Origin of the sequence: Paraburkholderia sp. CNPSo 3076 (genome assembly GCF_026343935.1) — a bacterium.
GTDB lineage: Bacteria > Pseudomonadota > Gammaproteobacteria > Burkholderiales > Burkholderiaceae > Paraburkholderia > Paraburkholderia nodosa.
The window spans coordinates 45978-61253 of record NZ_JAPMAL010000037.1 but is presented as its reverse complement, the minus strand read 5'-3'; the positions used below and the strand labels follow the sequence as shown (position 1 = coordinate 61253).

The following is a 15276-nucleotide window of genomic DNA, read 5'->3' as shown; positions in this document are numbered from 1 at the left end:
ACGAGTGCGCCGATGCGCAATTGGAAGGTGCTCGACCAGGAACAACCCTGCCTGCAAGAATCTGCCGTCGGTAGCCCGTCGACGTCTAATTTGTCGCGTCACAGAAGGATGGTTACGAAACTTTTCGCGCATAAAACCACGATCGGCGCAAGCGAGCGCCTGAGTTGCCAAAAAATCGGGCAGGAAGCGTTTCCCAAGAAACTCTTACAAAAAAAGCGCGACCCGGCGCCTGCGATTTCTTTAGAATGCGCTGTTACATTTCGCGAATGGCGCCTGAACGGGCGTGTATTCGCCTGTGGCGTGCCGTAGTGCACGCCGCGCGGCCGGACGGGGGCGTTGCCGGTCGCGCCGCGTCGCCGGGTTTGCGCCGGCGACGTCGTATGCCGCAGCGGCGCCATGACGCCGTGGTCGAGATCCATGCGCGCGAGTTGCGCGCAGCCGGCGCGCGCGAGACGCGCCCATCATTCCAGTCATGCCTATCATCAAACGACCGCCTTCACCGCAGTACCCGAACGAAGATCGGGAACCCTCCTTCAACAACGGGCGCCAGCCGCCTCGCCGGCCTGAATCGGGCGGCGGGTCCGGCGGCAACGGGCCGCGCGACGGGAGCCCGAAGCGGCGCTCCATCGGCACCACGCTCGCGCTCTGGTTCGTCGGCCTGATCGGCACGCTCTGCGTGGTCGGTGCGCTGCTCTTGGGCTACGCACTCGTCGTGATGGGGCCGCAACTGCCCTCGCTCGACGCGCTCACGAACTATCAGCCCAAGGTGCCGCTGCGCATCTATACCGCCGATCACGTGCTGATCGGCGAGTTCGGCGAAGAGCGTCGTCAACTCGTGCGCTTCCAGGATATTCCTGACATCCAAAAGAAGGCGGTGCTCGCCATCGAGGACTACCGGTTCTACGAGCACGGCGGCGTGGACTTCATCGGCATCCTGCGCGCCGGCGTGGCCGACCTGATGCACGGCGGCGCCTCGCAGGGTGCGAGCACGATCACGATGCAGGTGGCGCGCAACTTCTTCCTGTCGAGCGAGAAGACCTACACGCGTAAGGTCTACGAGATGCTGCTCGCCTACAAGATCGAGCGCGCACTCACAAAGGACCAGATTCTCGAGCTGTACATGAACCAGATTTATCTGGGGCAGCGCGCCTATGGTTTTTCGGCCGCCGCGCGCGTGTACTTCGGCAAGGACCTGAAGGACATCACGCTCGCCCAGGCGGCGATGCTCGCGGGCCTGCCGAAGGCGCCTTCGGCGTATAACCCGATCGTCAATCCGCACCGCGCGAAGATTCGCCAGGAGTACATCCTCAAGCGCATGCTCGACCTCGGCTACATCACGCAGGCGCAGTACGACGAAGCGATCAAGGAGCCGCTGCAGACGAAGACGGCCGGCACCGAGTACAACGTGCACGCCGAATACGTCGCGGAAATGGTGCGCCAGATGATGTACGCGCAGTACAAGGACGAGACCTATACGCGCGGCCTGACCGTGACGACGACGATCGATTCGGCCGACCAGGACGCCGCGTACGCGGCCGTGCGCAAGGGCGTGATGGACTACGAGCGCCGCCACGGCTATCGCGGACCGGAAGGCTTCGTGCAACTGCCCGCCGACGGCGACGACCGCGAGCAGGCGATCGAAGACGCGCTCACCGATCACCCGGACAACGGCGACCTGGTTTCGGCGGTCGTCACCGACGCGGGCCCGAAGTCGGTCACGGCGCAACAGCTCGACGGCACCTCGGTGACGGTGACGGGAGAGGGCCTGCGCTTCGTCGCGGCCGCGCTCTCGCCACGCGCCTCGCAGGCACTGCGCATTCGCCCCGGCTCGATCGTGCGCCTGATGGAGGACGCGAAGGGCAACTGGCAGATCACGCAGCTGCCGCAGGTCGAAGGCGCGCTCGTCTCGCTCACGCCGCAGGACGGCGCGATCCGTGCGCTGATTGGCGGCTTCGACTTCAACAAGAACAAGTTCAATCACATCACGCAGGCATGGCGTCAGCCGGGTTCGAGCTTCAAGCCGTTCATCTACTCGGCCTCGCTCGAAAAGGGCCTCGGACCGGCGACGATCATCAACGACGCGCCGCTGTACTTCCCCCCCAGCACGCCGGGCGGCGATGCGTGGGAGCCGAAGGACGACGACCAGCCCGAAGGGCCGATGTCGATGCGCCTCGCGCTGCAGAAGTCGAAGAACCTCGTGTCGATCCGCATCCTTTCGTACATCGGCACGAAGTACGCGCAGGACTACGTGACGCAGCGTTTCGGCTTCGACGCGGACAAGACCCCGCCGTACCTGCCGATGGCGCTCGGCGCGGGCCTGGTTACGCCGCTGCAGTCGGCGGGCGCGTATAGCGTGTTCGCGAACGGCGGCTATCGCATCAACCCGTACCTGATCGCCGAAGTGGACGACGCGCGCGGCCAGCCGATCCTGCGCGCGCAGCCGCTGGTGGCGGGCCAGAATGCGCCGCAAACGCTTTCGCCGCGCAACGCGTTCGTGATGAACAGCCTGCTGCACTCGGTGGCGACGGCGGGCACGGGCGCCGGCACCAACGTGCTCCATCGCAACGACCTGCAGGGCAAGACCGGTACGACCAACGATGCCAAGGACGGCTGGTTCGCGGGTTATCAGCGCACGCTGGTCGCCGTGGCGTGGATGGGTTACGACCAGCCGAAGAGTCTCGGCAGCCGCGAATTCGGCGCGCAGCTCGCGTTGCCGATCTGGGTGGAGTACATGCAGCGTGCGCTGCGCGGCGTGCCGCAGGAAGAGCCGGCGATGCCCGAGGGCCTCACGACGATCAACGACGAACTGTACTTCTCGGACATGACGCCGGGTAACGGCTTCGTGGCGAGCATCGGTCTGGACTCGGCGAACCCGGCGGGTGCGGCGAGCGATGCCAGCGGCGCGACCGGCAGCATGGGTCCGGGCGGCATGACGCCGCCGAACGTGACGACGACGGAGAAGAAGCAGATCATGGATCTGTTCGAATCGAACAAGCCTTGATGCTGGTTTGATGAGTTCTGCAGGATAAACACGGCGCGTCGGCAACGGCGCGCCGTTTTTTGTTTGGCGAGCGGAATTTCCTTGTGGGCCAATGGGTTGGTCGAGCTTTCCAGGGCTTTTCCACAGGGCTGTCAACGAAATCTGTGGGTAACTCTCGCGCCGACTTTTCCACAGTTTTTGTTGAAGCCCCTGTTCATAACCCTGGGATATCGAAGCTAACTGCCTGACGCCAAAGGCTTTGTACGCAGACGAGCGGTATGAGGCATCGCGCTTCAAAACACGCTGTCATCACGCAGTCCGAAGGTTTGGCTGTGCGAACCGCGCGAATACGTGACGGCCTGAATATGCAGGAATACGAATGGCCCTATGGCAGTGAAGCGCGGAGATGAGGGCTACGCAATATCCCGGTTTCGCGGCGCGCAGAGCGCCGCCTCGATCGCGTCCTCCAGCCGGTCGTTGCCCCAGAACATTTCCGCGCCGACGAAAAACGTCGGTGCGCCGAAGATACCGAGATCGCGAGCCGCCTGGGTCCGCTCGCGCAGGCGCAGCCGGTTCGCCTCGCTGCCGGCTTCCTCGATGAGCCGCTGTGCCGGCAATCCCAGCGCGGCGAGCAGGTGGGTGACCGCTTCGGGCGAATCGACTTCACGGTCGTCGCCATAGTTGCGCGTCATGACGGCGCGGCACCAGTCGGGCAGCCACGGCTCGTCGGCGGCGAGCACGGCGATGCGCGTCGCGAGCACGGTGCGGCGCGGAAACTCGGTGGGCTGTTGCCACGGCAGCGCGTATTTGCGGCACTGCCGCCGCATGTCCTGCCACACATAGGCGCCTTTTTCCTTCTGCACGACGAAGGGCGGACCTTCCCAGCCGAGTGCGTCGAGAATGGGGCCGAGGAGGAAGGGCCGCCAGTGAACCTCCACGCCACCTCGCGACGCGAGCGCGGCGATGCGCATCACGCTCAGATAGCTGTAGTTGCTGGCGAGGTCGAACCAGAAGTCGAGCGATGGGCGGGGCATGGTGTCGTCTCCGTGAAGCGGTTGCGCCGGCGTGAGCGGCGCTTGCGATCATGGTACGCCGAGGCGCCCGGAAAACCGCGTGTGTCACTTGCCTTGCGCGGCGGCTCCAGCGTCCGATGCGGGCGCGGCGGCGGCAGCGGCCGTGTCCGCCCCGCGCCCGCTGCCGAGCGTCGCCGGATTGACCGGCGGATTGCCCATCGCCTGTAAGAGCGCGGCCGTATCGGAAAGCCGCGTGCCGCGATAGCGGATTTCATCGAGCCGCGCGTTACGCCATTGCTGCTCGCTTTGGCGCACCGCGTACCACGGCACCGCGCCGAGCTTGTAGCGCGCGTCGGTGTCCTCGTAGACGCCCTGGGCAGTGCGCGCCGAGGTACTGGCCGCGTCGAGAGCCTGGGCGTCGTGATCGAGCGCGGCGAGACGGTCGGCGACATCCTGGAACGCCGTGAGCACCGTTTGCTTATAGGTGTCGTTGGCCGCCTCGTAGGACTGCAACGCCGCGCGCCGCTGCGCGACGAGTGCGCCGCCGTGGAAAATCGGCTGCGAAAGCGAAGCGCCGATCGCCCACAGCGCGCCAGCGCCGGAAGTCACGACCGGCCAGCTGAAGCCGCCCTGGCCGAGCGCCGCCGAAAGCGTGATGCTCGGGTACATCTGCGCAGTCGCGGCGCCGACGCCGGCTGCGGCCGCCTTGAGCGTGGCTTCGGCGGCTTGGATGTCGGGACGGGTTCTCAGGAGTTCTGAGGGGATGACCACGGGCACCTGCGCGGGCAAGGTCAGGCTGGCGAGATCGAGGTCGGGCGGCGCCTGGTCGGGTGTGCGGCCGATCAGCACGGCGAGCGCATGGCGCTGCGCGACCCATTGCTGGCGTAGCCCCGGCAGACTCGCCGCGAGCGACGCCGCGCTCTGCTGCGCACTGAGCAGATCGGTGCGCGAGGCCGAGCCGAGCGCGTAGCGCTTTTGCACGTCGTCGGCCTGCGCATTGGCGAGCGCGATCAGCTCCCCGGTCGTGTCGATCTGCGCATGCAGTGTTGCCGCGCCGAGCGCGCTCGCCACGATGTTCGCCGCGAGCGCGCGCTGCGCAGCCTCGAACTGGAACGCCTGCACGTTCACGCGCGAGGCGAGCGCCGCGTTGTTCAGGCGGGTCGCGCCGAACACGTCGAAGGTGTAGCGAACGTCGATCAAGCCCGCAAAAATCCCGTATTGCAGCCGGTCGATGCCGAACTGCGGGATCGCGGGTTGCTGCTGGCGTTGCGCGATGCCGATGGCGTCGACGGTCGGCAGGAGCGAGCTGCCGATCTGGCCGCGCAACTGCTCGCGCGCGGCTTGCAGGTTGTGGTCGGCGGCGGCGAGGTTCGGGCTGTTGGCGAGGCCCTCGCTCACGAGCGCGTCGAGCGCGTCGGAGCCGTAGAGCGTCCACCATTGCGGCACCGGTTCCGCGCCCGTCACGAACTGCTGCGCGACGCCCTGGGCGGCGATCGTCTGTGCCGGTTGCGCCTGCGCACCGTAGTGCTCGGGCAGCGGCATGGCGGGCGGCTCACCGGTCGGGCCCAGCGCGCAGCCGGCCAGCGCAAGCGCGACGCCTGCGGCGAGCAAGCCCGGCGCGAGCGCAAAACGGGTTGCGTGCAAGCGCGTCGTTTCGCGCGCGCCCGACGCCAATGTCGAAGAATCCATCTTCATGATGCCTGTTCCGGCGTCTTGCCGGTCTCGTCAGTCTCGCTGCTGCGCACGCGGAACGCGGCCGCGTAAGCCGCGGGCAGGAAGAACAGCGTGAGCACGGTCGCAATCGTGATGCCGCCCATCAGCGCCGTAGCCATCGGTCCGAAGAAGTTCGAGCGCAAGAGCGGAATGAGCGCGAGCACGGCGGCCGCGGCCGTCAGCATGATCGGCCGGAAGCGACGCACCGTTGCGCCCACCACGGCGTCGAAGCGCTTGTGGCCGGCGCGGATGTCCGTTTCGATCTGGTCCACGAGAATCACCGAGTTGCGCATGATGATCCCGAACATGGCGATCACGCCGAGCATGGCCACGAAGCCGAACGGCTGCCGGAACACGAGCAGGGCGATCACCACGCCGATCAGACCGAGCGGCGCGGTCAACACGACCATCAGCACGCGCGTGAGGCTTTGCAGCTGGATCATGAGCAGCGTGAGCACGGCAATGGCGAGCACCGGCAACTGCGCGAAGATCGACGCCTGGCCCTTCGCGCTTTCCTCCACGGAGCCGCCCACCTCGATGTGGTAGCCGGGCGGCAGCGCGCGCTTGATCGAGTCCAGTTTGCCGTCGAGCGCATGCGTGACGTCGATGCCTTGCGCGCCCGCTCGCACGTCGGACTGCACGGTGATCGTGGGCTGCCGGTCGCGCGACCAGATCACGCCGTACTCCAGATCGTTGGCGAGATGCCCGAGCGCACCGAGCGGCACTGGGCCGTTGGGTGTGGGCATGGCGAGCGTGAGCAGACGCGCGGGATCGACGCGCTCGGCCGCGGGCGAGCGCAGATCGACGCTGATGAGCTTGTCGCGCTCGCGAAACTGCGTGACGGTATAGCCCGAGTACGTCATCTGCAGGAAGTTGGCGATGTCCTGCGACGAGACATTGAGCGCGCGCGCCTTTTGCTGGTCGATCTGGAAGTGCAGCGAGCGTCCCGCCGGTTCGTCCCAGTCGAAACTGACGTTGTCGGTGCGCGGATCGGCACGCATCGTCGCCGCCACCTTGTTCGCGATGTCGCGCACGGTCGGGATGTCGTCGCCGCTCACGCGGAACTGCACGGGGTAGCCGACCGGCGGCCCGTTCTCGAGCCGCGAGAGACGCGTGCGGATGGCCGGGAACTTGTCGCGCAGCATCGGTTCGAGCCAGCTTGCGAGCTTCTCGCGGTCTTCGACCGACTTCGTCGTGATCACGAACTGCGCAAAATTGGGCTGCTGCAACTGCTGATCGAGCGGCAGATAGAAACGCGGCGCGCCGGTGCCGACGAAATCGATGAAATGGTCGATCTCGGGGCGACCCTTGATCGCCGCTTCGAGGCGCTTCGTCTGGCGCAGCGTCGCATCGATCGAGGCGCTTTCGGGCAGGCGCACGTCCACAAGCAGTTCGGGCCGATCGGAACTCGGGAAGAACTGTTGCGGTACGAGCTTGAAGCACGCGAGCGCGGCCACGAAAAGCGCGATGGTCAGCACGAGCACAACGGCATGGCGCTCGATGCACCAGCCGATCCAGCCGCGCAGGCGCCGGTAGAACCGCGTGTCGTAGATCTCGTGCTCGTGATCCTCACCGTGCGCGGCGGGCGCCACATCCGGATCGGGCTTGCGCTCCGGCAACAGCCGGTAGCCCAGCAGCGGAATCAGCACCACAGCCGCGAACCACGAGGCGATCAGCGCGATGGCGGACACCTGGAAGATCGAGCGCGTGTACTCGCCGGTGCTCGACCTCGCGAGCACGATGGGCAAGAAGCCCGCAACGGTGACGAGCGTGCCGGTGAGCATCGGGAACGCGGTGCTGGTGTAGGCGAATGCGGCGGCGCGCGTGCGGTTCCAGCCCTGCGCGAGCTTCACCGCCATCATCTCGACGGAAATGATGGCGTCGTCCACGAGCAGGCCGAGCGCGAGCACGAGCGTCCCGAGCGAAACCTTGTGCAGACCGATGCCGAAGAGGTACATCGCGAGCGAGGTGACGGCGAGCACGATCGGAATGGTGATGACGACCACCATGCCCGTGCGCACGCCCAGCGAAACGAGGCTCACGAGCAGCACGATGCCCACGGCCTCGGCCACGGCTTCGACGAAGTCGTCCACCGAGCGCGAGACCGCATCGGGCATGCTCGACACCTCCACGAGCTTCAGGCCCGCAGGAAGTTGCGCGCGCAACTGCTCGACGCGCGCATCGAGCGCCTTGCCGAGGCGGATCACGTCGCCGCCCGGCTGCATCGTGAGGCCGATGCCGAGCACCGCCTGGTTCTGGAAGCGCATTTGCGTGGCGAGCGGCTCGTCGTAGCCGCGCCGGATCGTGGCGATGTCGCCCAGACGAAACGTGCGGTCGTTCACGCGGATCAGCGTATCGGCGATTGAGTTGAGGTCCTCGTACTGACCACTCGGGCGCACGAACACGCGGTCGTCGGCGGTCGTGAGCGTGCCCGCGGCGGAGACGCTGTTCTGCGCGCCGATCACCTGGCCCAGCTGCGTGGGCGAGATGCCGAGGCGTGTGAGCTGCGTGTTCGGAATCTCGATGTAGATGCGCTGCTGCGGATCGCCGAAATAGTCGACCTTGCCGACGTCGGGCACGCGCAGCAGCTGCTCGCGCAGCTTGTCCGCGTAGTCGTGCAGTTGCGCGGGCGAAAAGCCGTCGCCCTCCAGCGCGTAGATGTTGGTGTAGACGTCGCCGAATTCGTCGTTGAAGAACGGCCCTTGCACGCCCTGGGGCAGCGTGTACGCAATGTCGCCGACCTTCTTGCGCACCTGGTACCAGGTCTCGCGCACTTCGCTCACGGGCGCGGAGTCCTTCATCGTGAAGAACACGAGCGATTCTCCGGGCCGCGAATAGCTGCGCAGAAAGTCGATGTAAGGCGTTTCCTGAAGCTTGCGGCCGATGCGGGTCGTCACCTGGTCCTCGACCTGGCGCGCGCTCGCGCCGGGCCAGAAGGTCTGGATGACCATCACGCGGAACGTGAAGGGCGGGTCTTCCGATTGCGCAAGACGCGTATAGGCGAGCGCGCCGAAGATCGTTGCCAGCGCAACGAGAAAGGTGACGAGCGCCCGATGCCGAAGCGCCCACGCCGACAGATTGAAGCGGCCCTCTTCGTGATCGGAGCCGGGACCCGAGCCCGTCATCTGGCTCATGACGCGAAGTCCTCGGGATGCAGCGGCGCCACCGGGCGCACCTGCTCGCCCGCGTGGACCGTGTGGACGCCTTGCAGCACGATGCGTTCGCCATCCTGCAATCCGCCCGCCACGGTGATCGTGCGCGCGTCATAGCGCGCAATGCTCACGCGCCGCAACTGCAGCACGTTGTCGGGCGCGTGTATGACCCAGATGGCGGCCGCTTCGCCGTCGTGGAAGAGCGCAGTAGCGGGCACGGTAAACGCGGCCGGCGCATTGGCCTCGCCAGGGGCCGCGAACGCCACGTTGGCAGTCATGCCGAGACGCACGTCGGCATCGGGATGTTCGAGCGTGAGCCTCGCGCGCCACGTGCGGCTTTGCGGGTCCGCCGCGGCGGCGAGTTCGCGCAGGCGCGCCGTGTAGTGTTGGCCGGGCAGGGCGCCGAGCGTGACCTGCGCGGTGTCGCCGCTGTGCAGCGCGGCCACGGCGCGCTCGGGCAGGTCGCATACGACGTCGACGTCGCCGCTCCACGCGAGCTGATAGACAGCCTGGCCGGCCTGCACGTTCTGGCCGGTATCGGCGTTTTCGGCGGTGATGACGCCCGCATGGTCGGCGACGATCTGCGTGTAGCGCAACTGGTTCTTTGCCAGTGCGAGCTGCTGCTGGGCCTGATCGCGCTGGGCCGCGGCCGATGCGTACGCATCTTGCGTCTGTTCGAGCTGCGCGCGGGCGATGAGATTGGCCGCCGACTGGGCCGTGTCGCGATCGAGCTGCTGCTTCGCGAAGACGAGGCGATGTTGCGCGGCGTCGAATTGGGCCTGCGCGCTGGCCGCGTTCTTTTCGAAGTCCGCCGGATCGAGCCGCGCGAGCGTCTGGCCGGGCTTGACGCTGTCGCCGAGGCGCACGCTGCGCTCGACGATCTTGCCGTTCACGCGAAACGAAAGCGGCGTGGCGTTGCGCGCCTCGATATCGCCGGGATAGACGGGGCTCACGCCGCCGCCGTCCGGGTGCACGGTCATCGAGACGACCGGGCGCGGCTGCGGCGGCGCTTCCTTTTGCTTGCCGCAGGCAGCCAGCGCGGCAACGCCGAGCACGAGAAGCACATTCGCGGCATGCCGCCACGGCGCACTGAACTTACCGGTACCACTGCGCATCCTGCTCGATGCGCCACGACCGCAACGATTCACCTGGACCTCGATAGGGTGGGTGCGCACGCAGACCACAAAACCGCCAGGCCGGTTGCGCCACCGTTGAGTCACGGGCGCGGCGCGGCTCGCGCGCACACCCGGACTTGGGATGATGAGTCGGATTCTAATACAACCTTGTATCTGAGTGCGAAACTGAATCCGAGGAATGTTTCAGTGCTAGACTCGCGTCAATCCGCGACACATAACGACGCCCCACGCCATGAAGCGCATCCGACTCACCCGCGAACAAAGCCGCGACCAGACGCGCGAGCGCCTGCTCGACGCCGCGCAGGCCATGTTCATGAAAAAAGGGTTCGCGGGTACGAGCGTCGAGGACATCGCGCATGCGGCGGGGTACACACGCGGCGCGTTCTATTCGAACTTTTCGGGCAAGTCGGACCTGCTCGTGGAATTGCTGCGGCGCGATCACGAAGCCATGCAGACCGATCTGCGCGCCATGTTCGAGACCGAGGTCTCGCGCGAGCAGATGGAGGCGCGCGTGCTCGCCTATTACAGTCGCATGCCGCAGGACAACAAGGTCTTCCTGCTGTGGGTGGAAGCCAAGCTGCTGGCCACGCGCGACGCGCGCTTTCGCACGCGCTTTAACGCGTTCATGAAGGAAAAGCGCGAGAGTCTTGCCGTGTACATCGAAGAATTTGCGGCGCGCGTGGGCATGCCGGTGCCGCTCGATCCTGAGTTGCTCGCGCTCGGGCTGATGGGGCTGTGCGATGGGGTGCAGTTTCTCGCCACGGCCGATCCGCAGCACGTCACAACGCCGGTCGTCGAAACCGTGCTGGGGACGTTCTTCGCGCGAGTCGTGTTCGGCCGCGACGCGTGAGCCCAGGAAGCACGCAGCCTGCGACGCGCGCGCTTCAGGCGCCGAGGCCAGGGCCGTAGTTGCTGCCGATCAGCCGCGTAACGGACGCGACGTCCTGATAATCCTGCTCGGGCATGCCGTCGAGGATCGCCAGCACCTCGTTGCTGGCGCCGGCCTCGCGCGCGGCGTCCACCAGTTCGTCCTTGTTGGCGGGCCAGCGCACTTCGCGCAGCACGTCGGCGAATTGCAGGTCGATGGGTTCGTCGGGAATGCGAGAGGCTGACATGCGTGGCGTCCTTTGCGCGGGCGGCCGGCGTTGGCGGTCCGCGTCGTCGTCTCGTTTGTTGTGCGGTTTTTGTTCAGATTGTGTTCGCGCCTGGTTTGCATTGCGGCGCGCAGCGCTAGCGCCGCGCCTCAAGCATACACAATCCGCCTCACACGCCCTCGCGGCGTGCGCACGCGCTGTTCATTTGCCGCCCATGCGCCACTTTTCTTTGCCGCTTGTTCGCAACCGGGGTACCGCTCGGGCTCAGGTCTGTTCGTGCAGGTCCGGGCTTAGCGTCTTGTCCAGCCGATGCGACCTGGGCAGCGTGAGGTACTCCCAGTGTTGCCGACCGTTCGCGGTCACGGGCACGTTGGGGGCGGGGGGCGCCACGGGGGCGTCGTAGGCGTGGGACTGTCCACTTGCGAGCGGGATGTGCGCGCTGGCCTGGACGACCGGTGAGTCCTGCGCGGTGCGTACCGGAGCGGCGAAGCAAGACGCCGACAACAGCACGGTGGTCATCAGTGTCGAGGTTTTCATCGCTCGACCTCCTTTCCATGCGGCCCACAGGCCGCAGCAAGCGCCGTACCGCGTCCGCCAGCCTTGGTGGCGGCGCAGGCGGCCGCGCCAGCCGGGGCGGCCCGGCGCGCCGCTACGCAACGGCGCCACAAACCGCCTGGACGGCTCATGTGCGCGAGGCGCATACGGAAATACCATAATGGCAGGAAATGCGCCGACACGTCTCGAACGCGTGTGCTTTTTTCTCGCGCCGCCGTTACGCGGGATTAAGGCGAGGGCCTGCGCAGCGCCTCGAAGCGCGTCCAGGGCCACGACGGGCGGTCGCGCATATAGCCGTTGAGCCAGTTCCATTGCGGGTGGCGCTGCATGAACGCCTGGGCGTCGAACGGGCGGCCGCAAGGATGGCCCCAGCGCGCCCAGAACGACAGATCGCGCGCCATTTCGCTGTCGACCACCTTGCCGTCGTTCGCGCCCCATGGGTTGAACGGCCCATGGTCCGCGCCGCCGAAGCGCGCGTCGTCGAGTTCGAGATGGCCGCAGATCGTGCGCGAGCACGGGTTGTCGCTGCGCTCGAGGTAGACGTCGTGATGGTCCGCGATCATCGCCTTGGCGAGTTCGGCGTCGATTGCGCCGCGGTGCTCCTGCGCGAGTTGCATGAAGCGCAGGCGGCGCGCGCCGTTGCGGCGGACGTCGGTGTAGTCGTCGGCTTCGCCGGTGCATTCCTGGTTGCGGATCTTGAGGTCCGTGGCCGTGTTAAAACCGCTGTAGAAGCCGTCTTTCGTGCTCTCGAAGCCCGCGTGCTGCAGGCCCAGTTCATAGCGCGCGATCTCGCCCGTTTTGGTGTCGCCGAGAAGCCAGCTGTTCACATAGCCCGCGTTGTTCGCCTGGGCGAACATCTCGCACCATTGCGCAATGCTCGACGCATACTGCGTCGCCCGGCGCGAGCGATAGAACTCGGGGGCGCCGTTCGCGCGGTAACCGATGAAGTTCGAGATGGTCGTCTCCGTCACCATCAGGCCCGCGCCGTTGATCCAGAAGTCGGTGAGGCTCGAAATGCAGCCGGGCAGGCCCTGCATGAGGATGCGGTGCCCCGAGTCGGGCACGATATCGAACACGACGTTGAAGGCGTCGCCGGCCGCGTAGCGGTCCCACGAGTTGTGCGCCATGACGATGCGGCCGTCGCGCGTCGCGCTGCCCGTGGCGATGAAGGCGCTGCAGTGGTGGCCGCGCCGCCCGCGCCATGGGCGCACCGCGCCTTGCCCCTGGGACGCCTGCTGCGCTGCGACATGAACCGGCCACCAGCTTTGCAGCAGGTCCATGTAGCCGTTCCAGGCGAGGACTTCGGCGAACTTGAGGCCGGCGCCGTCGGCGATGCCCTGGACCTCGTCGGCGAATTCGGTGTCGAGGCGCGGCGCGAACTGCACAATCGCCGCGTTGATGAAGGTGTCGAAGTCCTCACCCGTGTCCCATTTCGCCAGGTAGCGCGCGGTGCGAATCGCGTTGCGGATTTCGGTGGCTAGCAACTTGCCGTGCTGCTCGCCCCGGTCGTAGGGTTCGCCCTGCAAGTGCACGAATATCCAGCCCGCATGGTCGTGGCGTACGGCTTCGAGTGAGGGTTCGCTCATCTTCGCTCCGGTCATCCCCGCGCCGATTCTCGCTGACTCCTGCGCGCGCGTCCGTACGCAGACGCACCGCGCGGGCCGCGTAGCGGCGTTTCCTTCTAGATTCTAGAAAATCCGCTGCGCTTTGCCACGCGCCTCGCGCGCCGGCCGGGCCCTACCGCTCCGCGTTCATCCGCTGATAGGCGTCGAGGAGCGAAGTCTTGTACACCACGCCGGCGAGCGTCGGCTCGCGCGTGCTTTCGACCACCGGCAGGCGTTCGCCCTGGAACGACATGAAGTGCTGCAGGCCGACGGCGAGCGGCATGTCGGGCGTGAGCACGTCGAACGTCGGCTTCAGGTAGTCGCGGGCGTGCCTGTTTGCGGTGTCGCGCTTTTGCAGCAGGTCCGAGGTGATGTCGGCCAGCGCGACCGCGCCGAGAAAGCGCCCCGTCTCGTCGGTCACGTAGAGATACTTGACCGGATATTCGAGGAACACGCGCGTCATCTCCTGCACCGTGGCGCTCTCCAGTACGACAGTCTGCGCGGGGCGCACCAGCTCGCGCATCTGCGTCATGCGCAGGCGCATGCGCTCGGCCTCCTCGCGGTTGCGATGCAACGTGATTTCGTACATCGACGCCTTGCCGATCGCGCGCGCGACGAAATACGCAACCACGCACGAGAGCATGAGCGGCAGCACCACCTGGTAGCTCAGCGTCATCTCGAAGATCATCAGGATCGCCATCAGCGGCGCCTGGGTCGCGCCTGCGAGAAACGCGCCCATGCCCACCATCGCGTAGGCGTACGACGCGGAGGTGCCGTCGGGCCAGAGCGCGTGCATGCCCTGGCCGAACAGGCAGCCGAGCACGGCGCCCATGAAGAGCGTCGGCGTGAACACGCCGCCCACGGCGCCCGAGCCGACCGTCGCGGCCGTCGCGATGAGCTTGAAAACGAGCACCGTGGCAAGCGCGGTCCAGGTCCATGGCGAATGCAGGATGGAGTTCACGACGCTATAGCCGTTGCCCCACACCTCGGGCGTCCACACGGAAAGGATACCGACCACGAGGCCGCCGAGCGCGAGCCGCACGGGCAGCGGCGCATTGATGCGGCCAAAGCCTTTTTTCGCGGTGGCCATCATCATGAGGAACTGCGGCGCGAGCACGCCGCACAGGAGGCCGAGCGCCACAAAGAGCAGCACCTCGACACCCGTCACGGGCGGGAACACGGGCATCTCATACGGCGGCTTGTAGCCCGCGAACTCGCGCATGGTGATATTGGCGACCACGGAGGAGACGACGATCGGCCCGAAGCTTTCCATCACGATGGAGCCGAGCACGATTTCGGTCACGAAGAAGGCGCCGGCGATGGGCGCGTTGTACGCCGAGGTGATACCGGCCGCCGCGCCGCACGCGACGAGCAGGCGCAGCCGCGGCGGATCGAAGTGGACCCAGCGGCCGATCAGCGAGGCGGCGAGGGCGGCGAGCTGCACCATCGGGCCTTCGCGGCCGATCGAGCCGCCGCTCGCGATCGTGAAGAGCGACGAGAGGCTGCGCCAGATGCTCGTGCCCACCGGCATGACGCCGTCGCCGATCGCCACCGCCTCGATGTAGTCGGCATGGATCGCCTTGCCGCTATTACTGGGCGCCTTGCGCCGCGCGAGCAGCAGCAGGCATCCCGCGATGAAGCCGCCCGCGGCCGGCATCCAGATGCGCCGGTGCCACGGCAGATGGCGCGCCATCTCGACGAGGCTGCCTTCGCTGCCTGTAAAGAGCATTTGCACATGAGCGATGCCCTCGCGAAAGATCACGGTCGCAAACGCGCCCGCCACGCCGACGATGACCGACCAGATCAGCATCGTGTGGGCGTCGGACAGGCGAAAGAGATCGCGGGCGCGGGTGCGCAGTTTCAGCAGGAATGACAGCACGGCGGGCGGGTCAGGTTACGGGTGAAAGGAAGCCGCGCGTGCGCGCGGCGCGACGTGCGGCGGCAAGCATAACGGGTGCAGTGCGGTAACTGCGCGGCAACTGCGCGCCGCGTGCGTGAAACCGGGCGGCGGCGGACGCCTTCCACGGCC

The 15276-nt window shown here is 66.8% G+C and carries 11 protein-coding genes; 3 read left to right on the top strand and 8 right to left on the bottom strand.

Features of this window, described 5'->3' with window-relative positions; all coding sequences use genetic code 11:
* Positions 1-12: 12 nt before the first annotated feature.
* Both M3A49_RS34000 and M3A49_RS33995 read left to right on the top strand, forming a co-directional pair.
* Positions 13-309, top strand: a complete 297-nt coding sequence (locus M3A49_RS34000) for a hypothetical protein (protein ID WP_266232850.1) — start codon at positions 13-15, stop codon at positions 307-309.
* 163 nt (positions 310-472) lie between these two features.
* The gene (locus M3A49_RS33995) at positions 473-3001 is read left to right on the top strand and encodes a penicillin-binding protein 1A (RefSeq protein ID WP_254352708.1); all 2529 of its coding nucleotides are present in this window, start codon (positions 473-475) and stop codon (positions 2999-3001) included.
* Positions 3002-3393: 392 nt separating this feature from the next.
* On the opposite strand, the gene M3A49_RS33990 is transcribed toward M3A49_RS33995, so the two are convergent.
* The 4 genes from M3A49_RS33990 to M3A49_RS33975 all read right to left on the bottom strand — a co-directional run bounded on the left by M3A49_RS33990 (position 3394) and on the right by M3A49_RS33975 (position 9973).
* Entirely contained in the window at positions 3394-4014 is a 621-nt protein-coding gene (locus tag M3A49_RS33990; protein ID WP_266232849.1) for a 2-hydroxychromene-2-carboxylate isomerase, read from the bottom strand.
* Between the two features lie 84 nt (positions 4015-4098).
* Positions 4099-5688 (bottom strand): efflux transporter outer membrane subunit, encoded by a 1590-nt coding sequence (locus tag M3A49_RS33985; protein WP_266232848.1) that lies wholly within the window; start codon positions 5686-5688, stop codon positions 4099-4101.
* A complete protein-coding gene (locus tag M3A49_RS33980) occupies positions 5685-8840 on the bottom strand; it encodes an efflux RND transporter permease subunit (RefSeq protein ID WP_302056660.1) in 3156 nt (1051 codons plus the stop codon). Before M3A49_RS33980 ends, M3A49_RS33985 begins: the two co-directional genes overlap by 4 nt.
* The gene (locus tag M3A49_RS33975) at positions 8837-9973 is read right to left on the bottom strand and encodes an efflux RND transporter periplasmic adaptor subunit (protein WP_266232847.1); all 1137 of its coding nucleotides are present in this window, start codon (positions 9971-9973) and stop codon (positions 8837-8839) included. Before M3A49_RS33975 ends, M3A49_RS33980 begins: the two co-directional genes overlap by 4 nt.
* 253 nt (positions 9974-10226) lie before the next feature.
* Between M3A49_RS33975 and M3A49_RS33970 the strand changes: the two genes are divergently transcribed.
* Complete coding sequence (locus M3A49_RS33970) at positions 10227-10844, top strand: TetR/AcrR family transcriptional regulator (protein WP_266232846.1); 618 nt, start codon at positions 10227-10229, stop codon at positions 10842-10844.
* A gap of 34 nt (positions 10845-10878) precedes the next feature.
* Here M3A49_RS33970 and M3A49_RS33965 read toward each other — a convergent pair whose 3' ends face one another.
* The 4 genes from M3A49_RS33965 to M3A49_RS33950 form a co-directional block, all read right to left on the bottom strand.
* Complete coding sequence (locus tag M3A49_RS33965) at positions 10879-11109, bottom strand: DUF2795 domain-containing protein (RefSeq protein WP_254337638.1); 231 nt, start codon at positions 11107-11109, stop codon at positions 10879-10881.
* Between the two features lie 243 nt (positions 11110-11352).
* The gene (locus tag M3A49_RS33960; protein WP_254352703.1) at positions 11353-11625 is read right to left on the bottom strand and encodes a hypothetical protein; all 273 of its coding nucleotides are present in this window, start codon (positions 11623-11625) and stop codon (positions 11353-11355) included.
* 245 nt (positions 11626-11870) lie between these two features.
* Complete coding sequence (locus tag M3A49_RS33955) at positions 11871-13229, bottom strand: C45 family autoproteolytic acyltransferase/hydolase (RefSeq protein WP_254352702.1); 1359 nt, start codon at positions 13227-13229, stop codon at positions 11871-11873.
* 151 nt (positions 13230-13380) lie between these two features.
* Positions 13381-15126, bottom strand: a complete 1746-nt coding sequence (locus M3A49_RS33950; RefSeq protein ID WP_266232845.1) for a ClcB-like voltage-gated chloride channel protein — start codon at positions 15124-15126, stop codon at positions 13381-13383.
* Between the last annotated feature and the right edge of the window lie 150 nt (positions 15127-15276).